At 61.8% G+C, this 20,753-nt stretch carries 18 protein-coding genes; 11 read left to right on the plus strand and 7 right to left on the minus strand.

Annotated elements, in window-relative coordinates; all coding sequences use genetic code 11:
• Positions 1 to 4: 4 nt before the first annotated feature.
• From E5P3_RS29305 to E5P3_RS29350, 10 genes are all read left to right on the plus strand, one after another.
• Positions 5 to 1,933, plus strand: a complete 1,929-nt coding sequence (locus E5P3_RS29305; RefSeq protein WP_162589166.1) for a polysaccharide biosynthesis protein — start codon at positions 5 to 7, stop codon at positions 1,931 to 1,933.
• Positions 1,934 to 1,945: 12 nt separating this feature from the next.
• A complete protein-coding gene (locus tag E5P3_RS29310) occupies positions 1,946 to 3,397 on the plus strand; it encodes an oligosaccharide flippase family protein (protein ID WP_162589167.1) in 1,452 nt (483 codons plus the stop codon).
• Positions 3,398 to 3,404: 7 nt separating this feature from the next.
• Positions 3,405 to 4,079, plus strand: coding sequence for a class I SAM-dependent methyltransferase (locus E5P3_RS29315; RefSeq protein WP_162589168.1), 675 nt, complete (start codon positions 3,405 to 3,407; stop codon positions 4,077 to 4,079).
• Complete coding sequence (locus E5P3_RS29320; RefSeq protein WP_162589169.1) at positions 4,076 to 5,446, plus strand: glycosyltransferase; 1,371 nt, start codon at positions 4,076 to 4,078, stop codon at positions 5,444 to 5,446. The genes E5P3_RS29315 and E5P3_RS29320 overlap by 4 nt, the downstream gene beginning before the upstream one ends.
• Positions 5,439 to 6,131 (plus strand): class I SAM-dependent methyltransferase, encoded by a 693-nt coding sequence (locus E5P3_RS29325; protein WP_232073366.1) that lies wholly within the window; start codon positions 5,439 to 5,441, stop codon positions 6,129 to 6,131. Before E5P3_RS29320 ends, E5P3_RS29325 begins: the two co-directional genes overlap by 8 nt.
• Positions 6,128 to 7,210, plus strand: coding sequence for a glycosyltransferase (locus E5P3_RS29330; protein ID WP_162589171.1), 1,083 nt, complete (start codon positions 6,128 to 6,130; stop codon positions 7,208 to 7,210). Before E5P3_RS29325 ends, E5P3_RS29330 begins: the two co-directional genes overlap by 4 nt.
• Positions 7,207 to 8,247 carry a glycosyltransferase family 2 protein gene (locus tag E5P3_RS29335; protein ID WP_162589172.1) on the plus strand — a complete coding sequence of 347 codons (1,041 nt, stop codon included), beginning with the start codon at positions 7,207 to 7,209 and terminating at the stop codon, positions 8,245 to 8,247. The genes E5P3_RS29330 and E5P3_RS29335 overlap by 4 nt, the downstream gene beginning before the upstream one ends.
• A 143-nt stretch (positions 8,248 to 8,390) precedes the next feature.
• Positions 8,391 to 8,963: a methyltransferase domain-containing protein gene (locus E5P3_RS29340; RefSeq protein WP_232073367.1), complete on the plus strand. Its 573-nt coding sequence runs from the start codon at positions 8,391 to 8,393 to the stop codon at positions 8,961 to 8,963.
• Between the two features lie 3 nt (positions 8,964 to 8,966).
• On the plus strand, positions 8,967 to 10,127 hold the full coding sequence (locus E5P3_RS29345) for a DegT/DnrJ/EryC1/StrS family aminotransferase (protein WP_162589174.1): 1,161 nt from the start codon (positions 8,967 to 8,969) through the stop codon (positions 10,125 to 10,127).
• Positions 10,127 to 10,732 carry a sugar transferase gene (locus tag E5P3_RS29350; protein ID WP_162589175.1) on the plus strand — a complete coding sequence of 202 codons (606 nt, stop codon included), beginning with the start codon at positions 10,127 to 10,129 and terminating at the stop codon, positions 10,730 to 10,732. The genes E5P3_RS29345 and E5P3_RS29350 overlap by 1 nt, the downstream gene beginning before the upstream one ends.
• 155 nt (positions 10,733 to 10,887) lie before the next feature.
• Here E5P3_RS29350 and E5P3_RS29355 read toward each other — a convergent pair whose 3' ends face one another.
• From E5P3_RS29355 to E5P3_RS29380, 6 genes are read right to left on the minus strand one after another with little or no spacing between them, the layout of a single operon-like run.
• Positions 10,888 to 15,063 (minus strand): PilC/PilY family type IV pilus protein, encoded by a 4,176-nt coding sequence (locus E5P3_RS29355; protein ID WP_162589176.1) that lies wholly within the window; start codon positions 15,061 to 15,063, stop codon positions 10,888 to 10,890.
• Positions 15,064 to 15,079: 16 nt separating this feature from the next.
• Complete coding sequence (locus tag E5P3_RS29360) at positions 15,080 to 15,712, minus strand: pilus assembly PilX family protein (RefSeq protein WP_162589177.1); 633 nt, start codon at positions 15,710 to 15,712, stop codon at positions 15,080 to 15,082.
• Positions 15,709 to 16,914 carry a PilW family protein gene (locus E5P3_RS29365; RefSeq protein WP_162589927.1) on the minus strand — a complete coding sequence of 402 codons (1,206 nt, stop codon included), beginning with the start codon at positions 16,912 to 16,914 and terminating at the stop codon, positions 15,709 to 15,711. Before E5P3_RS29365 ends, E5P3_RS29360 begins: the two co-directional genes overlap by 4 nt.
• The gene (gene pilV, locus E5P3_RS29370; protein ID WP_332107396.1) at positions 16,911 to 17,339 is read right to left on the minus strand and encodes a type IV pilus modification protein PilV; all 429 of its coding nucleotides are present in this window, start codon (positions 17,337 to 17,339) and stop codon (positions 16,911 to 16,913) included. The genes E5P3_RS29365 and pilV overlap by 4 nt, the downstream gene beginning before the upstream one ends.
• The gene (locus E5P3_RS29375; protein ID WP_232073369.1) at positions 17,330 to 17,959 is read right to left on the minus strand and encodes a GspH/FimT family pseudopilin; all 630 of its coding nucleotides are present in this window, start codon (positions 17,957 to 17,959) and stop codon (positions 17,330 to 17,332) included. The genes pilV and E5P3_RS29375 overlap by 10 nt, the downstream gene beginning before the upstream one ends.
• On the minus strand, positions 17,908 to 18,393 hold the full coding sequence (locus E5P3_RS29380) for a type IV pilin protein (protein WP_443083272.1): 486 nt from the start codon (positions 18,391 to 18,393) through the stop codon (positions 17,908 to 17,910). The genes E5P3_RS29375 and E5P3_RS29380 overlap by 52 nt, the downstream gene beginning before the upstream one ends.
• Before the next feature lie 131 nt (positions 18,394 to 18,524).
• Between E5P3_RS29380 and E5P3_RS29385 the strand changes: the two genes are divergently transcribed.
• Entirely contained in the window at positions 18,525 to 20,228 is a 1,704-nt protein-coding gene (locus E5P3_RS29385; protein ID WP_162589180.1) for a PglL family O-oligosaccharyltransferase, read from the plus strand.
• Positions 20,229 to 20,250: 22 nt separating this feature from the next.
• Here E5P3_RS29385 and moaC read toward each other — a convergent pair whose 3' ends face one another.
• Entirely contained in the window at positions 20,251 to 20,745 is a 495-nt protein-coding gene (gene moaC, locus E5P3_RS29390) for a cyclic pyranopterin monophosphate synthase MoaC (protein WP_162589181.1), read from the minus strand.
• Positions 20,746 to 20,753: the final 8 nt, after the last annotated feature.

Below are 20,753 nucleotides of genomic sequence, written 5' to 3' on the forward strand. Positions count from 1 at the left end.
AGCGATGCAAGAGACGATCCTGAGCTGGTCTCGTTCCCGAAAGCGCATGGTGGTCATGGCGCTCGACGCCGTGCTCGCGCTGATAGCGATGTGGCTCGCATTCACCTTGCGGCTCGACACGCTGCATTGGCCGGGGGGAGCCGAATGGGTCGCCTACGCAGTGGCGCCCGCGCTGGCCCTCTCGGTCTTCCTCCGGCTGGGCCTGTACAAGGCGATCTTCCGCTACACGGGCGTGGCATCGATCCTGGCAACGGGCCGCGCTGTCGCGCTGTACGGCTTGGCGCTGTGTCCGCTCGTCTGGCTGCTCTTCCAATGGGAGGGCATCCCTCGCAGCCTCATCATGCTGCAGCCGCTCCTCTTCCTACTCCTCGTCACATCGAGCCGGGCACTGGGCTGGCAATGGATCGCCAGCCGCACCCGTTTGCGCGGCACGCCTTTGTTAATCTATGGAGCCGGCATCGCAGGGGCGCAGACCGCGGCTGCGCTCTCCGGAACACACGACTATGCGCTGGTCGGATTCGTCGATGACGATCCCCAGAAGGTCGGACGCACTATCAATGGGGTCAAGGTCCATGCCTACGCCGAAACCGCGGATGTCGTTGCGCGGCACAGAGTCACGGACATTCTTCTTGCGATGCCGAGCGCGACGCGGCAGCGGCGCAATCAGATCATCGAGCGTCTGCAATCGCTGCCTGTACGGATTCGTTCGTTGCCTGGGTTGGCGGATCTCGCCAGCGGGCGGGTCACGCTGGACGACTTCCTTGACCTCGACCTCGACGACTTGCTCGGGCGCGAACCCGTGATTTCACGGCCTGATTTCCTTTCCGTCGGCGTGGCCGACCGGGTCGTCATGGTGACCGGAGCGGGAGGCAGCATCGGCAGCGAACTGTGCCGTCAAATTGCGCGCCAAGCGCCGAGCACGCTTCTTCTCGTCGACCACAGCGAATATTCGCTCTACAAAATCCACCATGAGCTCGAGCAATGGGCGCTCGGCGGCGGCTCGAGCATGACCCTTGTGCCCGTGCTCTGCAACGTCTGCAACCTCCAGCGCTTGGAGTCGCTCAACGAGGCTTACCGTCCACAGGTAATCTACCACGCGGCAGCCTATAAGCATGTCCCCATGGTCGAGTCCAATCCAGGAGAGGCCGTCATCAACAATGTGTTGGGTACGCTCAACTTGGCCCGCACGGCACTCAAGTGGGGTGTCGATAGCCTTGTTCTCGTGTCCACCGATAAAGCTGTCAGGCCGACCAATGTGATGGGTGCCACCAAGCGGATTGCCGAACAGATCCTGCAGTCGCTTGCTGATTGTGAGATCGACCCTTTCGACGATGGAAGCCCAACACGCTTCAAGACGGACACGATGACGCGATTCTCGATGGTGCGCTTCGGCAATGTCCTGGGGTCCAGCGGCAGCGTAGTCCCCCTGTTTCGCGCCCAGATCGCTAGTGGCGGCCCAGTGACGGTGACGGACCCGGAGGTTACGCGATACTTCATGACGATCCCGGAGGCTGTGCAACTGGTGCTGTATGCAGGAGCGATGGCACGCGGGGGAGATCTTTTCGTGCTCGACATGGGCGCGCCTGTGAAGATCGCGGATCTCGCCCGGCGCATGATCACGCTTTCCGGGCGAACGGTCCGCGACGAGTTTCGTCCGACCGGTGACATCAGCATCGCCTTCACTGGTCTTCGCGCAGGGGAAAAGCGTTTCGAGGAACTCCTGATCGGAGAAAATCCGATGCCCACAGCGCACCCCCGCATTATTCGCGCATTGGAGGAGTTTGTGGCTTGGCCTGACCTGAAGGTACATCTTCAAACGTTGCTGGATGCTGCGCGCCTGGATGACGTGGCCCGAATAAAGGAAATACTGTCCTTGCTAGTCGCCGGCTATGACCATCTCGACCGCAGTGACAGCATGCCCATTCGGCACTGAAGCGTATTGACGATGTCAACCCTCCGTTGGAGTACAGGGGTCTACGCATCCGCCGTCCTGGTCGATCGTCTGCTGGGCCTTTTTCTGCTGCCTCTGTTGACGCGCTCGATCAGCCCGGCGGATTATGGCGCGTGGACCCAAACCGCGATCACAGCGAGCATGCTTATGCCAATAGTCCTCTTTGGGTTCTCGACGACCATCGTTCGCTACTTCTCCACGGCAGCAGTGACGGCGATGCGGAGGCGCTACTTCTGGCGGCTGGGCATGCTCGCACTCGCGCTGTTCGTCGTCTGTGGAGTCTGTGTGACGGCTTTCCCGGGGCCTGTCTCCCATGCCATTTTTGGAGACAGCGCAAAGCAAATTTTGCTGCCATCCCTGCTAATGCTGCTCGCAGCAGACGCCACAGCAGACTATGCGTGTGCATGGTTGCGTGCGTCTGGCCGCATCGGGCTGGTTGCAGCGACGCTGATCGCGCGCAGCTTTACCCGCTATGGCGTCGTGCTGGCGCTGGTGGGGCAAGCCCCACCCTCGATGGCTGTCTGGTTCGCGCAATATGCTGGTACTCAGCTCATCGTGTCCTTCTTGGTCTTCTGCCTTGCTGCTGCCGTCGTCACTCGCCAAAAACAGGTCTCGGCGGAGACGAGCGACAGCCCCGACCTCAACGAGTTGCTCCGATTTTCCGCACCACTTGTCTTGCTTGCTCTCCTGACTTGGATGGGCGGCTCTTTCGATCGCTTCTTGCTGCTTCATTCCCTCGATCTGGAGTCGGTCGCCTTCTACGCGGCCGCGGTCTCGCTATGCGCCATTCCCGCCGTGATTCACAGCGTGCTCGGCTTCACGCTCTTTCCTGTCCTTTCCGAGCACTGGCAGGCGGGCCGGCTCGCCGAGATCTGCAAGCTGATGAGCTTGGCCGTGCGAGTGTTCCTGTTCCTCACCGTCCCGATGGCACTTCTGCTTGCGATCGCCGGCCCGCGCCTCCTTTCGTTATTCGCCACCGTGGAGTACCGGGCAGAAGCCCCAGTGTTTGCCTTGCTGGCCGTGTCGGTGGCAGCATTTGGTGTCTATCAGATTCTTCTCTACGCCCTACTGCTGGAGGGCCGCAGCAAGCAAGTGCTTGGGTTAGCCGGGCTGGCCGTGGCGGTCAATCTTGCACTCAATCTCGCCCTGATTCCTGGCTTGGGGCTTGTCGGCGCCGCAACAGCGGCAGCGACTTCCAACATCGTGATGGTCTGTTTGGCGGTGCGACTAGCGCGGGCGGCATTGCCTTGGTCATTTCCATGGCAAGAATCGCTTCGGATTCTGGCCAACGCCGTCGCGGCATCATTGCCTTTGCTCCTGCTCATGGCGTACGGCTCCGGGTCACTTGCCGCGTCTGCCTTGGGCTCGGCCTTGAGTCTGTCGATCTATTTGGGGCTGGATTGGTCGCGATCGGCATCTATCGCTCGACTGCTTGCAAGGCCATAGAGGTCTCATGAGCGACAACGCATTTGGCACGCAATTCGAATTGACGCAAAGGCAGTATTTGGCCGGGGTTGACTTCTACACGTGGGCGCGTCACTTCCATGTGCTCAAGGACCTGTGCAGGCTCGCGCAGGGGGACGTTCTGGAGGTGGGCACGGGCGATGGCGTTGTGAAGCGCTGCGTCCAGCCCTTCGTCAAGAGCTACACGGTGATGGATGTCAACTACAGGCTTCAGCCTGATGTATTGGGCGACCTCCGCATACCAGTTCCAAGCCTGGTCGATCGTTTCGATGTAGTGATCGCAACGGAGGTTTTGGAGCACATCCCGTTCGAGGACTTCTCAATCTGCCTCGGACACTTGCACACCTACTTGCGGCCAGGCGGGCGTCTGTTGCTCACAGTGCCGCACCGCAAAGGCCACATGCTGGTTGTCACGCCTCGCCAGCATCTCTGGAAATGGCGCTTTCCGGTCGGTCTTACAAGCCTCAGCGAGGCCTACCACCGATTCGTCCGCCGCAGGATCTGGATCGATCCGCATCATTGCTGGGAAATCGGCGATGGCCGCGTGAAGCGCGAACACATAACTGCAGCCTTGCGGGCGCAGGATTTCATCGTGGAGCACTTTACCGAATTGCCGTACTGCGACTATTGGCTGCTTCGAAAACAGCAGTCCTCGGCCCGATGAAGATACTGCAGATCTCCTACTACTTTCCACCGATGGGCGGGGCCGGGGTTCAACGCGCGCTCAAGTTCGCGAAGTATCTGCCTGCATTTGGTGTTACGCCTGTGGTCGTGAGCGGCTTTGATCCGCACTATGTCCAGGACGCTTCCCTGACCAGCGAACTGTCCAAGGAGCTGGTTGTTCAGCGCGTCCCGCATACGCCGTTGCTGACCAAGCTGGCTGCCAACAGGCGGGCGCGACGCGTCTCGATGCCAGCGTCCGAGGTAAAGGCCTCCTCGGCTGGCTTGCGCAATGCGCTTCTCGGCGCCTGGAACGCGCTGCACTACCCCGACGACAAGGCTGGTTGGGCGCGAACCGCATGGCGTGAGGCTCGTCGCCTTCTTCGCCAAGAGGCGCGTCGTGGCGTGCCCTTCGACCTCGTCTTCACCACGTCACCGCCCGCCTCAGCTCACGCGATCGGAGAGAGATTGAGCCGGGAGTTCGGACTCCCTTGGGTTGCCGACTTTCGTGATCTATGGACCGACAACCCGGCATACCTCGCCTCGCGGTGGAGGCACGTTCTCGATCGTCGGTTGGAGCAACGTTGGCTCGCTCGCGCAACTGGCATCGTGACGGTAACCGAATCATGGCAGCGACTGCTGGCAGCGCGTCGTTCGCATGGGGCTCCTGCCGCGTTCATACCTAACGGCTACGACGAGGACGACTTTGCCGGCCTCGAACATTCCTCAGCCTTTCCCGGCGTCTTTACGCTCGTGCATACGGGGACTTTCTATGGCCCTCGCGACCCCTCGGCCTTTCTCGAGGGAGTCTCGCTGTACCTTCAGGGGCCTCGCGAAGGACACGATGCGCTTCGCGTACGTTTGGTCGGCAACATGGGTGATCGTTTTCGGGCACAAATTAAGGCCTTCGGCGAGCGCCATCCAAATGTAGTCGAGTGCATCGAGTATCTACCGCACCGCCAGGCAATCGCCGAGCTGGTAGCGGCCGATGTGTTGTTGCTGGTCGTAGGAGGGGGGCGTGGCGCCGGCGTGCGCGGCTGGTTGCCGGGAAAGATTTTCGAGTACCTGCGCGCGCGCAAGCCGATCCTGCTGCTTGGCGACATTGATGGTGATGCTGCGCAGTTGCTCCGTCGCCATAGCCGTGGATGGTTAGTGCGGGAAGGTGACGGAGAGGGGGTCGCAGCAGCGTTGCGCTCCATGCTCGACCTGCGCAGCGCCCGCGCCAGCGCCAGCCACTCGCCAGACGCCTGTCCGGACCTAGACAAACCGGTGGCATGCTTCGAGCGGCGCGAACTTGCCCGCCGGATGGCAGAGTTCATGAGGGAGTGCGCCGAAAAGCATCATCGATCGAGAAAGGCTGACAATGTCTGAGGAGGACCGCGTTCGCAGTCGCTACGTGGAACGCGACGCTAGCCAGACGCTTAGCGGATTTTGGACGCTTTCGAACCCCGTCGTGCTGCATCTCGCCCAGGAGCGCGAACGCGTCGCAATTGCAGCGCTGGCGAGGCATACGGAAATCGATCTTCGCAAGGTGCGAATGCTCGACGTAGGATGCGGATGGGGTGTGGAGTTCGCCAATTACTTGCGCTGGGGTGCGTCGCTTGAGAATCTTGTCGGCGTCGATTTGATGCTGCCGCGTCTGCAGGAGTCGAGGCACCGCTACAGCGCATCGGTAGTCAACGCGTCAGGCGCCGCACTTCCCTTTTTGGATGGATGCTTCGACGTTGTTTGCCAGAACGTCGTGTTCAGTTCCATCATCGACAACGACGTGAAAAAGCAAGTTGCCCGCGAGATGTTGAGAGTTCTGCGCCCCGGCGGGCTTGTGCTCTGGTACGACGCATTTCGCACTCGTTCCCGCGACGTTCATTTCCGCGCGGTTCCAATGGGTGAAGTACAGTCCCTTTTTCCAGACACTCGCTTCACTTGGCATCGGCTCACCACAGACCTCGGATTGCTCAAACAATTGAACGCTGCGTTCGGCCCGCGTGCAATGTCGTTGTTCGACCTGTTCGGGGTACTCAAGACGCACTTGCTTGCGATCGGAGTGAAGTCGTGAGCATCGACCTGTGCCTGCTCGGCGACGCGAGCAGCGTGCACACCCAACGCTGGGCCAGGGAGATGCTTGCGCGCAATTTCAAGGTATCGTTGATCACCGCTCGACCACAGGCACTAGGTGGCGTCGAGCAACGTGTTCTGTCGCCGGTCAAGCGATCAGCCGATTGGTTGCTGCGGGTCGGCGAGGTCCGCAGACATCTTCGTGAACTGGCCCCGGACATAGTACACGCGCACTACATTACCTCCTATGGCTATCTAGCAGCGCGGTGCGGGCAACGTCCGCTGGTGATGACGGCATGGGGCAGCGATATTCTCGTGTCGCCGGTTGAGAGCGCCTTGATACGCAGATTGACCCGCTGGACACTCGGGCATGCCGATCTTCTAACAGGCGACTCGCGGGACCTTGTTGAAGCCATGTTGAACCATACGCCGGGCAGCGTGGTCGAACAGGTGCATTGGGGTGCCGATATGACACGGTTCCGGCCGTCGCCATCGGCAGCAAAGACCGGCTTTCATATTGCAAGTCTGCGTTCCTGGGAGTCAAATTATCGAATCGAGACAATCATTGAGAGCGCGGCACTCTTCCACCACCAGCACCCGGAAGCCAACATGCACCTCCACCTTCTGGGCGGAGGGCCGCAGGAGGCTGCCTTGCGTTCGCGTGTTCAAGCGCTCGGTATTGGTGCTCGCGTGAGTTTGCATGGCCGGCTGGATGATGCAGGCATGATGGCGGTTCTCGACCAGTGCAAAGTCTCGATATCGATACCCGTGAGCGATGCGACGTCGGTCTCACTCCTCGAGAGCATGGCATGCGGGCTGCCTGTCATCGCCTCGGACTTGCCCGCAAATCGCGAATGGCTCGACGGCCAAGAAGAGCTGATTCTCCCCAAAGTTGACAAGGAGCCGGTGGCGGCCCTACTCACGGATCTATGGCGGGACGAGGCGAAGGCGAAGGCCCTCGGCTTGAAGAACCTCGATCGCATGCGGCGCGATGGATCTCGGTCTGCGCAGATGGACCGGATGGCTGCGCTCTACGTTACGTTGCTCGGGCAGTGGCGTAACGCTGGGAACTTCCGATGAATACTTCGCCGCGTCGGGTCAGCATCATCGTTCCTTGCCGGAACGAACGACGACATGTCGGGCCGTTCTGTGCTGCAGTACTCGCACAGACGCTGCCGCCGGGATGGTCGATGCAACTTGTAGTCGCGGACGGAATGAGCGAAGACGGAACCCGTGAAGTGTTGGAGCGCGTTGCGCAGGCTGAGTCCTGCGTGCGGTGGATCGACAATCCAGATCTTATTGTCTCCGCGGGGCTCAACCGCGCGTTAGTTTGCGCTGACGGCGAGGTGATTGTTCGCATGGACGTGCATACCGAGTATGCATCCAACTACATCGCCGAATGCATCGCGGTCCTGGCCGAAACCCACGCGGACAATGTGGGCGGTGCTTGGCGCGCTGCTCCCGAATCCGGCGCCGGCGCGACACAACAGGCCATCGCCGCTGCGTTTCAATCCCCGTGGGTGGCTGGCGGCGCTCTATCTCGACGGCTCGACTACGAGGGATGGGCAGACACGGTGTACCTCGGCTGCTGGCCGCGGGCGACCTTTGAGCGCTTTGGCCTGTTTGACGAGTCATTGGTCCGCAATCAAGACGACGAGCACAACTTGCGACTCATACGTAACGGTGGAGGAGTGTGGCAGTCCCCACGGATTCGGAGTATCTATCGACCCAGGTCATCACTCGTGCAACTTTTTCGCCAGTATCTGCAGTATGGCTACTGGAAGCCGTTTGTCATCCGGAAGCACGGACGCGCGGGATCAGCGCGCCATCTGGTGCCAGCCCTATTCGTCGCCGGCTCGGGTCTCCTGCTCACGGTGAGCCTGTTGGGAGCTTCGATGTGGCCCTCGCTCACCTTGCTGTTGCTTTACGTCGTCGTGCTCGGGGTGCTAACGTTGGACGTCGCGTATCGCGAACGACTCGACTCGGCAGCGCTTGCTCTTGTCCCCCTTGTGATTGCTGCGTATCACCTGGGCTACGGTACCGGCTCAACCCTCGGGTGGTGCGATGTGCTGCGCGGTGCCGGGCCAAACGAGCGGTTCACGACACTGACTAGGTAGCCGCAATGCCTGATTCAAACGCCGATCCCGGCAAGGAGCTTCGAGCAGTTCGAGAACGCTACTCTCGGCGCGGTCCGCAGGATGCTCGCTACAGCGCTTTCAACCCTGCCGCGCTCTACTCTCAGCAAGAACGACAGCGGGCCATGCTGCATCTGCTCGCTAGGGACGGCAGGACGAGGCTCAGTAGCGTTGACCTTGTCGAAGTTGGAAGTGGCGATGGGGCCAACCTATTGGAATGGCTACGCTTCGGCTGCTCGCCTGAGAGGCTTCGTGGTATCGAACTTCTCCCGGAGCGCCACGCCGCAGCAAGCTTGCGTTTACCCGGCTCTGTGCGATTGACGCTGGGCGATGCCGTAACCGCAGAGATCGAAGACAACAGTTGCGACGTGGTCCTCGCATCCACGGTTTTCTCGTCCCTACTTGACGACGTTTTTCAATGTCGTCTGGCTCGGGCGATGTGGCGCTGGCTGAGGCCCGGAGGTGGCGTCCTGTGGTATGACTTTACCGTCGACAATCCGCGCAACCCCGACGTCCGTGGCGTCCCGCCGAGCCGTGTAAGCGCTCTCTTCCCAGAAGGATGCATGTACGCCAAACGCGTCACTTTGGCGCCACCGATTTCGCGCCGTGTTGCAGCGGTGCATCCGTCCCTCTACACCCTCTTCAATGCGATCCCGTGGCTGCGCACGCACATGGTCGCGTGGATCATCAAACCTTGAACCATGTCCCAAGAAGCATTTCTACCATTTGCGCTGCCTGAGCTCGGTGACGAGGAAATCGCCGAGATTGCCGACACTCTCAAATCGGGTTGGATCACAACCGGACCCAAGACGCGACGCTTTGAGGAGTCTTTTCGCACCTTTCTCGGGGACGAGGCGCTCCACTGTTTGGCGGTCAACTCTGCCACGGCTGGACTTCATTTGGCTTTGGAGGCCTTTGGCGTCGGCCCGGGAGATGAAGTGATCACGACCACCCATACTTTCACGGCAACGGCCGAGGTCATCCGATATCTAGGTGCCGATGTGACCTTGGTCGATATCGATCCCAACTCCCTGTGCATCAATCCCCTGCTGGTCGAGGAGGCGATTACGCCGCGCACAAAGGCGATCGTTCCAGTTCACTATGCCGGTCTCTCGGCGGACATTCCGGCCTTGCTGAAACTTGCGCGGCCCCGTGGTCTGAAGGTCATCGAGGACGCCGCGCATGCTCTGCCCGCCACATCTGAAGGGCGACTGGTTGGCACCCTGGATTCGGACGCCACCGTGTTCAGCTTCTACGCAAACAAGACCATGACGACAGGGGAAGGCGGGATGGTTGTCACGCGTGATGATGCTGTCGCAAAACGCATGAAGGTCATGCGCCTGCATGGAATTGACCGCGATGCCTTTGATCGCTTTCGATCCGAGCGGCCCGCTTGGTATTACGAGGTCGTTGCGCCCGGTTTCAAGTACAACCTCACGGACATTGCTGCGGCCATCGGCTTGATGCAACTGACCAAGTTGCCACGATTTCTGCAACGTCGGCAGTACCTTGCTGCACGATATCGGAAAGCACTCCAGGCTCTTCCGCTGGTCTGCCCTCCGGATGCACCCGAAGGTGAAGTTCATGCTTGGCATCTCTACGTCATTCGCTTGTCCCCGAACGCTCGGATCACCAGAGACGAGCTTATTCAGCAATTGTCCGAACGCGGTATCGGGACGAGCGTGCACTACATTCCGCTTCATCGCCAGCCCTACTGGCGCGATCTCTATGAGCTCAAGCCCGAGATGTTTCCCTGCTCCGAAGCGGCTTACCAATCCATGCTGAGCATTCCGCTATTCACTGCCATGACGGATCAGGACCAGGATCGGGTGGTAGAAGCTTTGCACGAGATACTGACCTGATGATCAAGCGGGCCTTCGACATCTGTTTTGCACTTTGCGCACTACTGGTCTCCGCACCTGCTCTCGCGATCATTTCGGTGTGGATAAAGTTTGATTCGCCCGGACCGATACTATTTCGGCAGCAGCGTATTGGGTTGCGAGGCCACCCGTTTGCCATCAACAAATTTCGAACCATGCGAATTGGCGCTGAGGAACAGGGCCCGCAGATTGCGGTATCCGCCGACCCCCGTGTGACGCGGGCTGGCGCGTTCTTGCGCCGCCACAAGCTGGACGAGTTGCCACAGCTCTTCAACGTGCTCATAGGGAACATGAGCATTGTGGGACCGAGACCAGAGGTCTCTCGCTACGTCGACCTCTATCCGTGCGAGAAACGCGAACTCATCCTCAGTGTGCGACCGGGCATCACCGACCTTGCTTCCGTCGCTTACCGCAACGAGAGTGCGCTGCTTTCTGGCGAGGGCGATCCCGAAGAACGCTATCTCAGCGAGATCATGCCAGCAAAGCTGGAGTATTGCTGCTGCTATGTCACGCAGCGCAGCATGACGCTCGACTTGCTCATCATCTGGCGAACCGTTGCCGCAGTTCTACGTGGGCCAGGGTCCTAGAGATGATTTCGATTTCTCGTCAATCAAAGCACAAGTGTCGGTGGACCGCGATTGAGGGCACTGCGCAGTCACCATCTCGCGCACACTCTTGAAGCTTGGAACGCGGACGGTAACCGACGGACGGCTCATCGATGCTGACGTAACCCGGTACGCTCTCAATCCACAGTGGGCACTTCCCGCCAATTCAATTGCCGCAGCCCCAGCCCGCCCGGCTCCTTGACGCCCTGCTTCTTCACTTCACCTTGCACGTTACCCGTCAGCCACCGTGTCTTGCCGTCAACCCCCACGACCGCCAGATCGGTAATAGCGGAACTAGATTCGACAAAGGCCTGTCCATCAGGCGTCAACGCCGACTTGCCCATGCCGAAATCGATCGCATAGAAGCGGCTGACACCCGACGGGCTGCAGGCATCGCCAACGGTCAGCAGTGGCGCAAACGAAACCACCCCGTTGAAAGCCAGTGGATTGAGCGTGAGCCGCCAAGCGACCGTGCTGCTGGTGTCCGCGCCCAGATCCAGATACCACCCTTTGGATGTGCTGGGCACGGTGACCCCGGTGGCCAGGTTTGTCAGCGCAGTCAGGTTTGCCCGGGTGATCGGCAAGGTCGCGTCGGCAGGCGTAAAGCCGGTCGCATTTCCATCGATGATCGCGTAGAAACTCTGAGCGGTCGTTGAGCTGATATCACTCGGATCGAGCAGTTGGCCGGTGCCGAACATCACGTACCGCTTGCGAGTGATCGGGTGGATCTCGATCAGCGGTTGGGTCGTGATGGCTTGCGCCTTGGCGACCGTGGCGCCGTCAGTCACCAGCGCCAGTTTCGTGGGGGCGGGGTAGGCGGTCGTGGTGCCACGCGGGGCGGTGACATCGAAGCGCCAAAGCTGCCCATCGAGGTCGCCCACATAGATCGCGTCTGCCGTGTAGTCCGTGAAATCCTGGACATACGCCGAAGCGTGCGTCAGGCCATTCGAAGCAACACCCGTACTCACCTTCTGAAGCAAGGCACCGGTCTCGGGATTCACGAAGTACAGATAGCCCATTCCATCGCTGTTGTTGTAGCCCGACGTCAGCACGACCACCCAGCCATAGCGCTTGGTCTTGATCACCGTAGGCGCGCCAAAGCTGAAGCCCATCGTCGGGTCCGTGAATTCCCACAGCACTTTGCTCGCAACAGTTGCCTCGCTCGTCATGCCCGCGGGGTTGGTCACGTCGATGGCATAGTAGCTCTTGCCGCCCTTGCCCAGTCCGCCCACCAAGATGGAGCGCCATCTGGAAGTGCCATCCGTCACGAAGGTGCCGCTGGCCCTGTTGAAATCGACATCGAAGACCTTCGGGGTGGCATCGACGTAGTAGTGGTGCAGGTAGTTGGGATTACCGAGTTGCGCCAGGCCGTCGACCTGCGGTGCCGCGGGGGACGTAGGCCCTTGGAACACGGCGCTCGGGACGTACGCGAACTGCTCCGTGCCCGCATCGGTGCCGGTCAGCGCGCCATTGAAGGCGTGAAGCATGCCGTCGTTCGCCGCCGCGTACACCATAGTGGGACGATTGGCCCAAGTCGTCTTGAAGGTCTTGTAGCCAGGATTGACTGCCTCCGAGAACTTCTCGCTGGGCGGTGCAACCGGCGTCACCTTGGCATTGACGATGTCGCCCAGCAAGGTCGCTCGCGTCCGATAAGGCCTTGACGGAGCGGCCAACGACCTCTCATTGCTGCGGTCGCCGCGCAGGTAGTTGAGATAGTTCGTGCTGTCATCGCCGGCCACGTAACTCGTGTCAAGGGCCGTCAATTGCGCCGTGGTAATGCTGGTGGTGCGAAACGCGACGCCCGTGGTACCGTTCCAGGTGGCAATGCGCCTGTTGGTATTCCAGCCGGTGCCGGCCAACTGCGCCGCGAGCTTGTCGGTACTCGTCCACTTCAGAGTCGTCGTAGGATTGCCGGCGCTGTCGAAGGTGATCTCGCTCGCCGTGACAATGCTGGTCCAGCCGTTGGCGTCGTACTGCGATGCGTAAGATGCTGCTCCCGCCGAAGACACCTGCACGGCCGAAAGCGAGAACGACGTCGTATAAGCCTTGATGGCACTAACGATGCTTTCGAGCGCCTGGGTCAGGCCTGATACCAGCGTGTCAGGGCGCCCCGCCGCGAAGTAGTTGTCGGGTCGGTTCTGCGTGGTGTTGGTACGAGTATCGGTCAGCGTCTCGCCGTTGGTCGACCACCAATCCAACGGAATGGTCGCCGCAAAGGTGTAGGGATCGAAATTGGCAGGAACCTTCAATCCGCCGAACTTGGCCGCCAGGTAGAACTGGTTGTTGGCCTGGAAGGGCTGCTCCAGCACGTCGACCCAGTAGGTCTGCACGGTCTGCTTGCCGACGGTCTTGGCTTGGCCAGTGACGTCCGGGCGAATGTCCTTGGTGTTGGCGTCGTAGGCCAGGCCCGCGATATACGCCGAGTTGTCGCGGCCGCTGTAGCTGTTGGTCGCGCCCAGTGTGCTTCCCAATCCCTGCAAGGCGCCCACCTTGTTGGTCGCCGTGATGGCATTGACGGTCGTGTCAGCGGCGATTTCCGCCGCCATGGTCGGTTCGCGGGTGCGATATGTGGGATTGCCTGCGACGTTTTTGTCCACATGGGTGTAGATGTCGCCAATGCCCAGAATGAAGTTTCGCTGGCACGAGTACTGGATCGGATCGCCCCAGTTGATTATGACCGGAAAACCATCGACCCATGTCCGCTTGGTGCTCGCGCCGGCTCCGGCCATCGAAGTCCAGGCCGGGACGTTTCCGAGATTCTTGTAGTAACGCAAGACGGCGTAGTACATCTCGCTGACCGGGTCGTAGTTCTTGTAGTTGCCGGGAATCAGCTGGCCGAACTGATTCAGGTAGTTGATCACGCCGCTGTTGTCGACCTGCACACTGAACTGCGTGGTGGTCGCCGTCGCGTCGGCGCTGTCGGGGTTGGGAACGAATATGCCGGTCGTCTCGCTCCATTCCTTCTGCGTGTTGTCGATGGCGGTTTGACCAGGCCGCGGAGCCGTCGGCCCGACGAACTTCTGGCCGGCGCGCAAGACGCCGCCATCGCGCTGGTCACTCGCGTCGTTGAGATAGCCGAAGGCGCTGAAGCGTATCCTTTGCGAATATTTCTGGATGAGTCCTTCGGGCTTGTAATTGCTGCCGTAGGGTTTGCAATTGGCTTCCAAGCCGCCTGCCGCGGTCGATGAATCGCAGACCTTCACGCGCATCGTGTAGTCCACAGTGGCGTCACCGGAACTGAATGCGGTGAACGTGCCGGGTGTGGATGGCTTCTGCCACAACAGACGCATGGTGGCGCCCCCAGCACCCTCGTAATACTCCACCCGGATGCTGAAGCTCTGGCCCGCAGTCAGGCTAATGGCCCCACTGTCGTCGTCGGTGGGGCCGTGGTCGTTCCAGTTGTTGATGACCCGATTGCCATTGCCGAAGCTGCCGCTTCCGGAAGTGTCGACCCACAGCCGGACGCCATCGTCGGAATTGGTCCGAAAGATGTAGTTGCCAGTTTCGGGCGCCGTGAAGGTGCCTGTGAATCGCGCGGAGAAGTTGTCGGCGTTGACGCCCGTACCGGGGCTCGCATTTCCCCAATCGTGGTCAGCGGTGTCGTTGCTGACGGTCAATACCGCCGGGTTGTTCACGTTCTTGTTGTTGTAGTAGCTGGCCGTGAAGGTCCGCAGCCCAGGGTCGTTGATGCTCAGGCGCATCTTGAACCCCATCCCGTTGACGCGGATGCCAAGCCGGGTCGCCGTGTTGTAGGGCGTCGCGCCCGCGATCTCGCTGACAGTGAGATCGCGATCGTCGAAGAGGCCTTGCCCCGAATGCCAGCCCTTTTCGAGGATGGTTTCGGTCGTCGTATCCACAACGCGGCGGCCGCCCGTCATGGCCCATCGGAATGGATCGATGGTGGCTGTTGCGGCCCAGTTGAGGAAGTTGCCGCTCCACTTGTTGTTGTTACTGGTCCCTGTGCAGGTGCGGTCGGTGGCCGAGCCCGCTGGATAGAAGTAGCTGGTATCGCCGGTGTTGGTGCTGTTGGCCGTGGTGTTGGTCTGGTACAGATAGCACTTGTTCGGGTCGAAATAGCCGAGGTAGGTGCTGGCACTGCTGTAGGCGCCGACGTGAGCTGTCCGGGAGGCGGTCGGCCACTCCACGGACAGAGCCAGTGCCAAGTTGCCGGGAACCTCGGAAGTCGAGAACACCGGCTGATCGGACAGCGTCGTGGCGGAGGCGATCAGAGCACCTCCCAAGGTCAGCCCCATCGCGATCGCAAGTCCCACCTTTCCCAGAGTGCGGACGAACAAGAGAGGTTTTGTTTTCATGATGATGCTCTGCTGGTTACTCGGGCCGGGAGAACGAGCTCTGCAAGAAGACCTGCGTGTCGCGCGGTCCGTCGACTCGGATGCTGAGGCGATAGATGGCGGGGGGCGGAATCTCCGGGCGCGCCATGCCGGCGGTGCCGCCAGTGACCTGCGTCGTGGACGGCGCCGAAACGCACGCGCTGTTGCTCAGCGAGGCGAAGCTGCCTGTGGCGTTGCACAGCCGATCTATCACGTAGTGCACAGTAACGCCGCCGGCCCCCGTGATCGCTCCTCCAGTTGGCGTGAAGTCAGCGTTGGTGATGTCCTTGCCGGTAAGGCCGGTCTTCTTAAGCAGCACGTCAGGGATGCCGAGTTTGTTAACCTTCAGTTGGATCGCGCTGTAGTTTTCGGCCGGTACGCTGCTTGAGGTGAGCGTGGACGTCGCAAGCCCCCCGGTCTTGAACGCTTGCATGGCCTTGGAAACAGCCAGTTCCCCCTGGTTGACCAGATCCCTCCTAAAGGCCAAGTTCCCGGCGCTGAACAGTGAGGAGTTCATCGAGCGCATCACCGCAACCCCGCCGGCGAGCAGGATCACGAGAATGACCAGGCAGAACAGCAGCACCACGCCCCGTTGGCGGGATGGCGAAACGGATGCGGTTGCGATCATCATGAGGCGGACTGCAGCAACATGTTGCGCAGTGGAATGGTTGTGTCGATGACGCGGTGCCGGTAGTGTTGGTCAAGGGTCACGGAGCGCTGCAGTGTCGTGGCCAGATCGCTGAAGAGCGTCAGCGAAGCGGGCGACACGTTGTCCTTGTTGAGCTCTGAACTGCGCGTGACCAGCGCGATGCGCACAGCCACGATCTGCCTGATGGTGGCGGGCGTCGTCATGAGGTTGGCGATCCCGTATGTCGTACCGCTGGGCGCGACCCAGTCATTGATGATTCCGTCACCATTGGTGTCCACGCCGTACAAAGCCCGAAGCTCGACGACACCATCGGAAATGGCCTGTAAGGCATCCGCGTCGGAGCCATTGCCCGCGCTTCTGAGCAGGTCGTAGGCAAACAAGGTCTGGTTCGCGCCGACGCCGATCAGCTGAAACTGGACGTTGTTGGAAAGCGTGTTGCCCAGCGGCGTGTAGTAGGCCGTTCCACTGGCGGCCAGGGTCGCGAGCGATGTCGTGCCACCGGTCGAAGTGAAATAGCGTCCGCCCATAGGCAGCACTTCATTGCCCGCGGCAGCAAACGCGGTCGCGTCCGTCACATTGACTTGCTCGAGCAGGCAGTCCGCCGTGCCATCCTGCGAGACGAGTCCGAGGTCGCCGCTGGCCAACCCTATGGTGTTATCGAGCCGCAAGTTGTCGGTCCCGGTCACCTCCGAACGAATCTTCCGCGGGATGTCGCCTGCGGCAGCGTTGCCGCCCATCACCATCAGCACGTCGGAACCGGTCGCAGATTGGCCTTGGCCGATCAGCAGCGGTGCCACCCGCAGGTTGCCGGCCAGGCTGGCGCCGGCGCCCCCCAGAAAGGACGCAAATGGGGCGGGAAAAGCGCTGATGCGCGGCAGGATGGTGGTCGGCGTGCCGCTGATGTCGCGCGCCACGCTCAACTTGCAGCCATAGACACCGAGACTTCCCGACTGCACGAAGCCCGAGCCCGCGCTGCGCAGCACGCGGTCGAGTGCGTAAGCCGCAAAGGCGCCGCTCTGACTCATGTCGTTGGTAGACGTGGTGGTTCGCTTGTGGGCTTCCCCCACGGTCACAACGCTGGTCACTGCGAGAGTGACGATGAGGCCGATGGTCATGGCCACCAGGAGCTCGATGAGTGTCAGGCCCCGCTGCAACGCGCGGGAGGTGGAGGTCGATGCGTTCATGGCGGCGGCGGAAGGGTGACGCGAGTTGTGAGCCGGCTTTTGTCGGCCGCGTTGCGCTGAGGGGGCGCCCACTCGATCGTGATGTCTGCTGTATTGACCAGCGTCGTGACAGGTGCGACGGTCGCGGTGGCGCCCGGCAATCCATCCTTGGACACATCTGCAATGCGCGTGGCCCATGCGGTCCCGGCGCTCGTGTCCACGGTGATCGAGTTGTTCAGCCACATCGTGCTGGCGATCTCGTTGGCCAGCAAGGCAGCGCGGTTGCGGTCAGCAGCATCGACCGAGAAGTTCATGGCGCGCGTCTGCAAGCCGATCAGGCCAAGGATGCCCAGGGAGAAGAGCAGGATGGACACCAGCACCTCGATCATGGCAACGCCACGCTGGGCGCGCACGGGAGAATGAGGAATGCGCTTCATCAGGGGCATCCGTCGGGTGAAGTTGAAACGTTCCTGGCGGGGTCGCACATGCGCACCTGGCCGCCCAGCGAGACCAACACACGCAGCGGCCGGTCGGCACCGGTCAACGTGATGTTGTAGCTCGCAGCAGCAGCCGCGCAGTTGGCGCCGGTCGGGCCAGGAGTGGCGTTGGCAACGAGTCGACCGAGCGAGTTGAAGCAGATGGACACCGGGCCGGTGATTTGCACATCGTTGCCGACACTACTCAAAACACCGGCTTCGACGAACTGAGGGGTTTCGTCAGTAAGCAGTTGAACAGTGTTGATTGACCAGTTCCGGCCGTTGGCCACTGCAGTGAGGCTGGTTGCGGGCGATGTGCTGTTGGTCAGCGAAAAGACAGTCTGGCGGCTGCGGCGAAGCGCTTCGGCCTGAGCGAGCCGCAGGCCATTCTGCAGCGAGTCGGCGACGGTTCGAATCTTGGAGTTGCGGATCCATGTCGTCATCGACGGAAAGCCGAGCGCCAGGAGGATGGCGAGCAGCACAATGGTCACCATCAACTCGATAAGGGTGAAGCCGGCAACATGCCCAGGCCTGCGCATCAGCACGTCTGTCCCTTCTTCGTCACCCAGTCGTTCGAGCAGCTGTTCCACCCGGGGACGCCAGTCACCGTGGTGGATCGCTGGTTCTGCTGGTCCACCTTGAAGGTGAAGCCGTTGGTCGTTCCGCTTCCGACGGCCTGCAGGACAAAGGCGGTCGCAGTGGGCGTGCCGTCGCAGGAAAGCGTGAAGGTTCCGACCTTGCGCAGATTCACATCCACGAGGCAAGGGGAAATGAACGTCGTACCCACCGAGTTGTAGGTCCGGTTGTCCTGATAGAAGCGTTCCATGTTGGCCCGCATGGCGGCGAGCCCGTTGTGCGCATCCACGAGGTGGCCGCGCAGCACGTAGTCGCGGTAGCTCGGAAGTGCGATCGCCGCCAGGATGGCCACGATCGCCACCGTGATCATGACCTCGATCAGCGTGAATCCCCTCGACGAGCAACGAGACTGGAGAGCGTCTGGCACTGTGGTGACCCCTTCGAGCACAGGTTTGAAACAGTGACAAATTGTGAACAACGTGCGAGATTTCGCGACAACCGTCCGTCCGCAGTGCGCTTCCTTTCGTCGCCTCCCAGTAAGTCATTTGTGCACTTTTCCGCATAGGCACAATGCCGCGAATGACGACCTCCGCAGTTTGTGCCGGTCCGCCTGCATCGTTGATCGTCGGCCCCGTCGCGGCCTCGGCGGCGTTGATCGCGCTGCCCTTTCTCTTCCCCTTCGCGTCCGGCCCCTCGGCGAATGTCTGGCAGCAGTTGGCCACATGGACCTGTGCGGCGCTGCTGCTGCTTGCCCAGCCTGCGGCGGTGCCGGAGCGCGGCGTCCTTGTGTGGCTGGCGGTGATCGCCGGGGCGGTCCTGCTGGGACGGGTGGCCGGCTCGATCCTTGATCTCTACGCGGCAGCGGCCCTGGCCGTCGTCGCATGGACGGCCTGCGTGGGCGCCGGCCTGGCTCGCGCTCCGGTCTCGCGACAGGCAGCGCTGGCTTGCGGCCTGCTCGCCGCCGGTCTCCTCAGTGCGGTGCTCGGCCTCCTCCAGTACTACGGCCTCGCCGCCCCGCTCGTCCCCTGGACCACCGCCCCCGACCTCGGCCAGGCCTACGGCAACCTCCGCCAGCGCAACCAGTTCGCCACGCTGATCAGCATGGCCCTCATCGCGGCGCTCTGGCTGCATGGCAACGGAGGGCGGCGAGCGCGCCTTGCACTGGTCCCCGTGTCGGCTTTGCTGCTTCTCGCGCTCGCCGCCTCGACCTCGCGGACCGGGTTGCTCCAGCTGCTGCTGATCAGCGGCATCTCCGCGTGGCTCGCCTGGCGTGAAAGACATCGCCTTCAAGGCCAGGGTGGCCCCACGGGGGCGCGCCTGCCGCCTCCCTGGGCGCTGCTCGCGCTGATCCCCGCCTACTTCGCGGCCGCATGGCTGCTGCCGCTGTTCGCAGGCTCAGGCGTCGAAGGCATGATGCATCGCCTGCGAGAAGGCGCGCCCGCCGCCCATAGCCGGCTCGTGCTCTGGGGCAACGTGCTCGAGCTGATCGCCCAGCACCCCTGGACGGGCTGGGGCTGGGGCGAACTGAGCTTCGCCCACTACACCACGCTCTATGAAGGACCGCGCTTCGTCGAGATCCTGGACAACGCGCACAACCTGCCCCTGCACCTGGCAGTCGAGCTGGGCATCCCGGCGGCGGTCCTGATCTGCGGCGGCTTCGGCTGGCTGGTGCTGGGCGCGCGGCCGTGGCGCGAGACCGATCCTGCGAGGCTGATGGCGTGGGGCCTGCTGGGCGTGATCGTGCTTCACAGCCTGCTCGAATATCCGCTGTGGTACGGCCCGTTCCAGCTCGTCTTCGGTCTGTGCCTGGGCTTTCTGTGGCCTGCATCGCCGAAGAAGACTGCCACCGCAGCGCAAGGGCGGCCGTTCTTCGCGCTCTCGCTGGCCGCAGCCCTTGCGCTGATGACGGTCGTCGCCTATGCCGCCTGGGACTACACCCGCGTCAGCCAGCTCTATCTCGCCCGTGAAGAGCGCCTGCCGGTCTGGCGGGAGGACACGCTGGCCCAGGTGCAGGACTCCTGGCTCTTCGCCAACCAGGTGAAGTTCGCCGAGCTCGCGCTGATGCCGGTCACCCGAGCCAACGCAGCCGAGGTGCATGCACTGGCGCAGCGCCTTGTCCATTTCTCACCGGAGCCGCGCGTGATCGTCAAGCTCGTCGACAGCGCCGTGCTGCTGGGCCGCGAGGCAGAGGCCTTCGAACAGGCGAAGCGCTTCAGGATCGCCTTTCCCGGCGAGTACGCGCGCTGGCTCGCCAAGGAGCCGATGGAAGATCCGTCGGAGTAGCGGGCCTGAGCGCCTCGGCGTCTCAGCCCTTCGCGGGCGGCGACGCCATGTAGCTGCCCGACTTGCCCCCGTGCTTTTCAAGCAGGCGCACGCCGTTGATGGTCATCCCGCGGTCCACCGCCTTGCACATGTCGTAGATGGTCAGCAGCGCGACCTGTACGGCCGTCAGGGCTTCCATCTCGACGCCGGTGGGCCCGACGGTCTCGACGGTCGCGGTGCACGCCACCTGCGGCGTGCCGCCCTCGGCCATGGCGAACGCCACCGCGACCCGCGTCAGCGGCAGTGGATGGCACAAGGGGATGAGATCGCTGGTCTTCTTGGCCGCCTGGATGCCCGCGATGCGCGCAATGCCCAGCACGTCGCCCTTCTTCGCAGTGCCCGATTCGATGAGCGCCAGCGTTGCCGCTTGCATCTCGATACGGCCGGTGGCAACGGCGATCCGGTGGGTGGCCGGCTTGGCAGCGACGTCCACCATGTGGGCCTGACCCTGGGCATCGAAATGGGTGAGAGAGCTCATGCTTGAAC

Source organism: Variovorax sp. RA8, assembly GCF_901827175.1.
In the GTDB taxonomy this organism is placed as follows: Bacteria; Pseudomonadota; Gammaproteobacteria; order Burkholderiales; family Burkholderiaceae_C; genus Variovorax.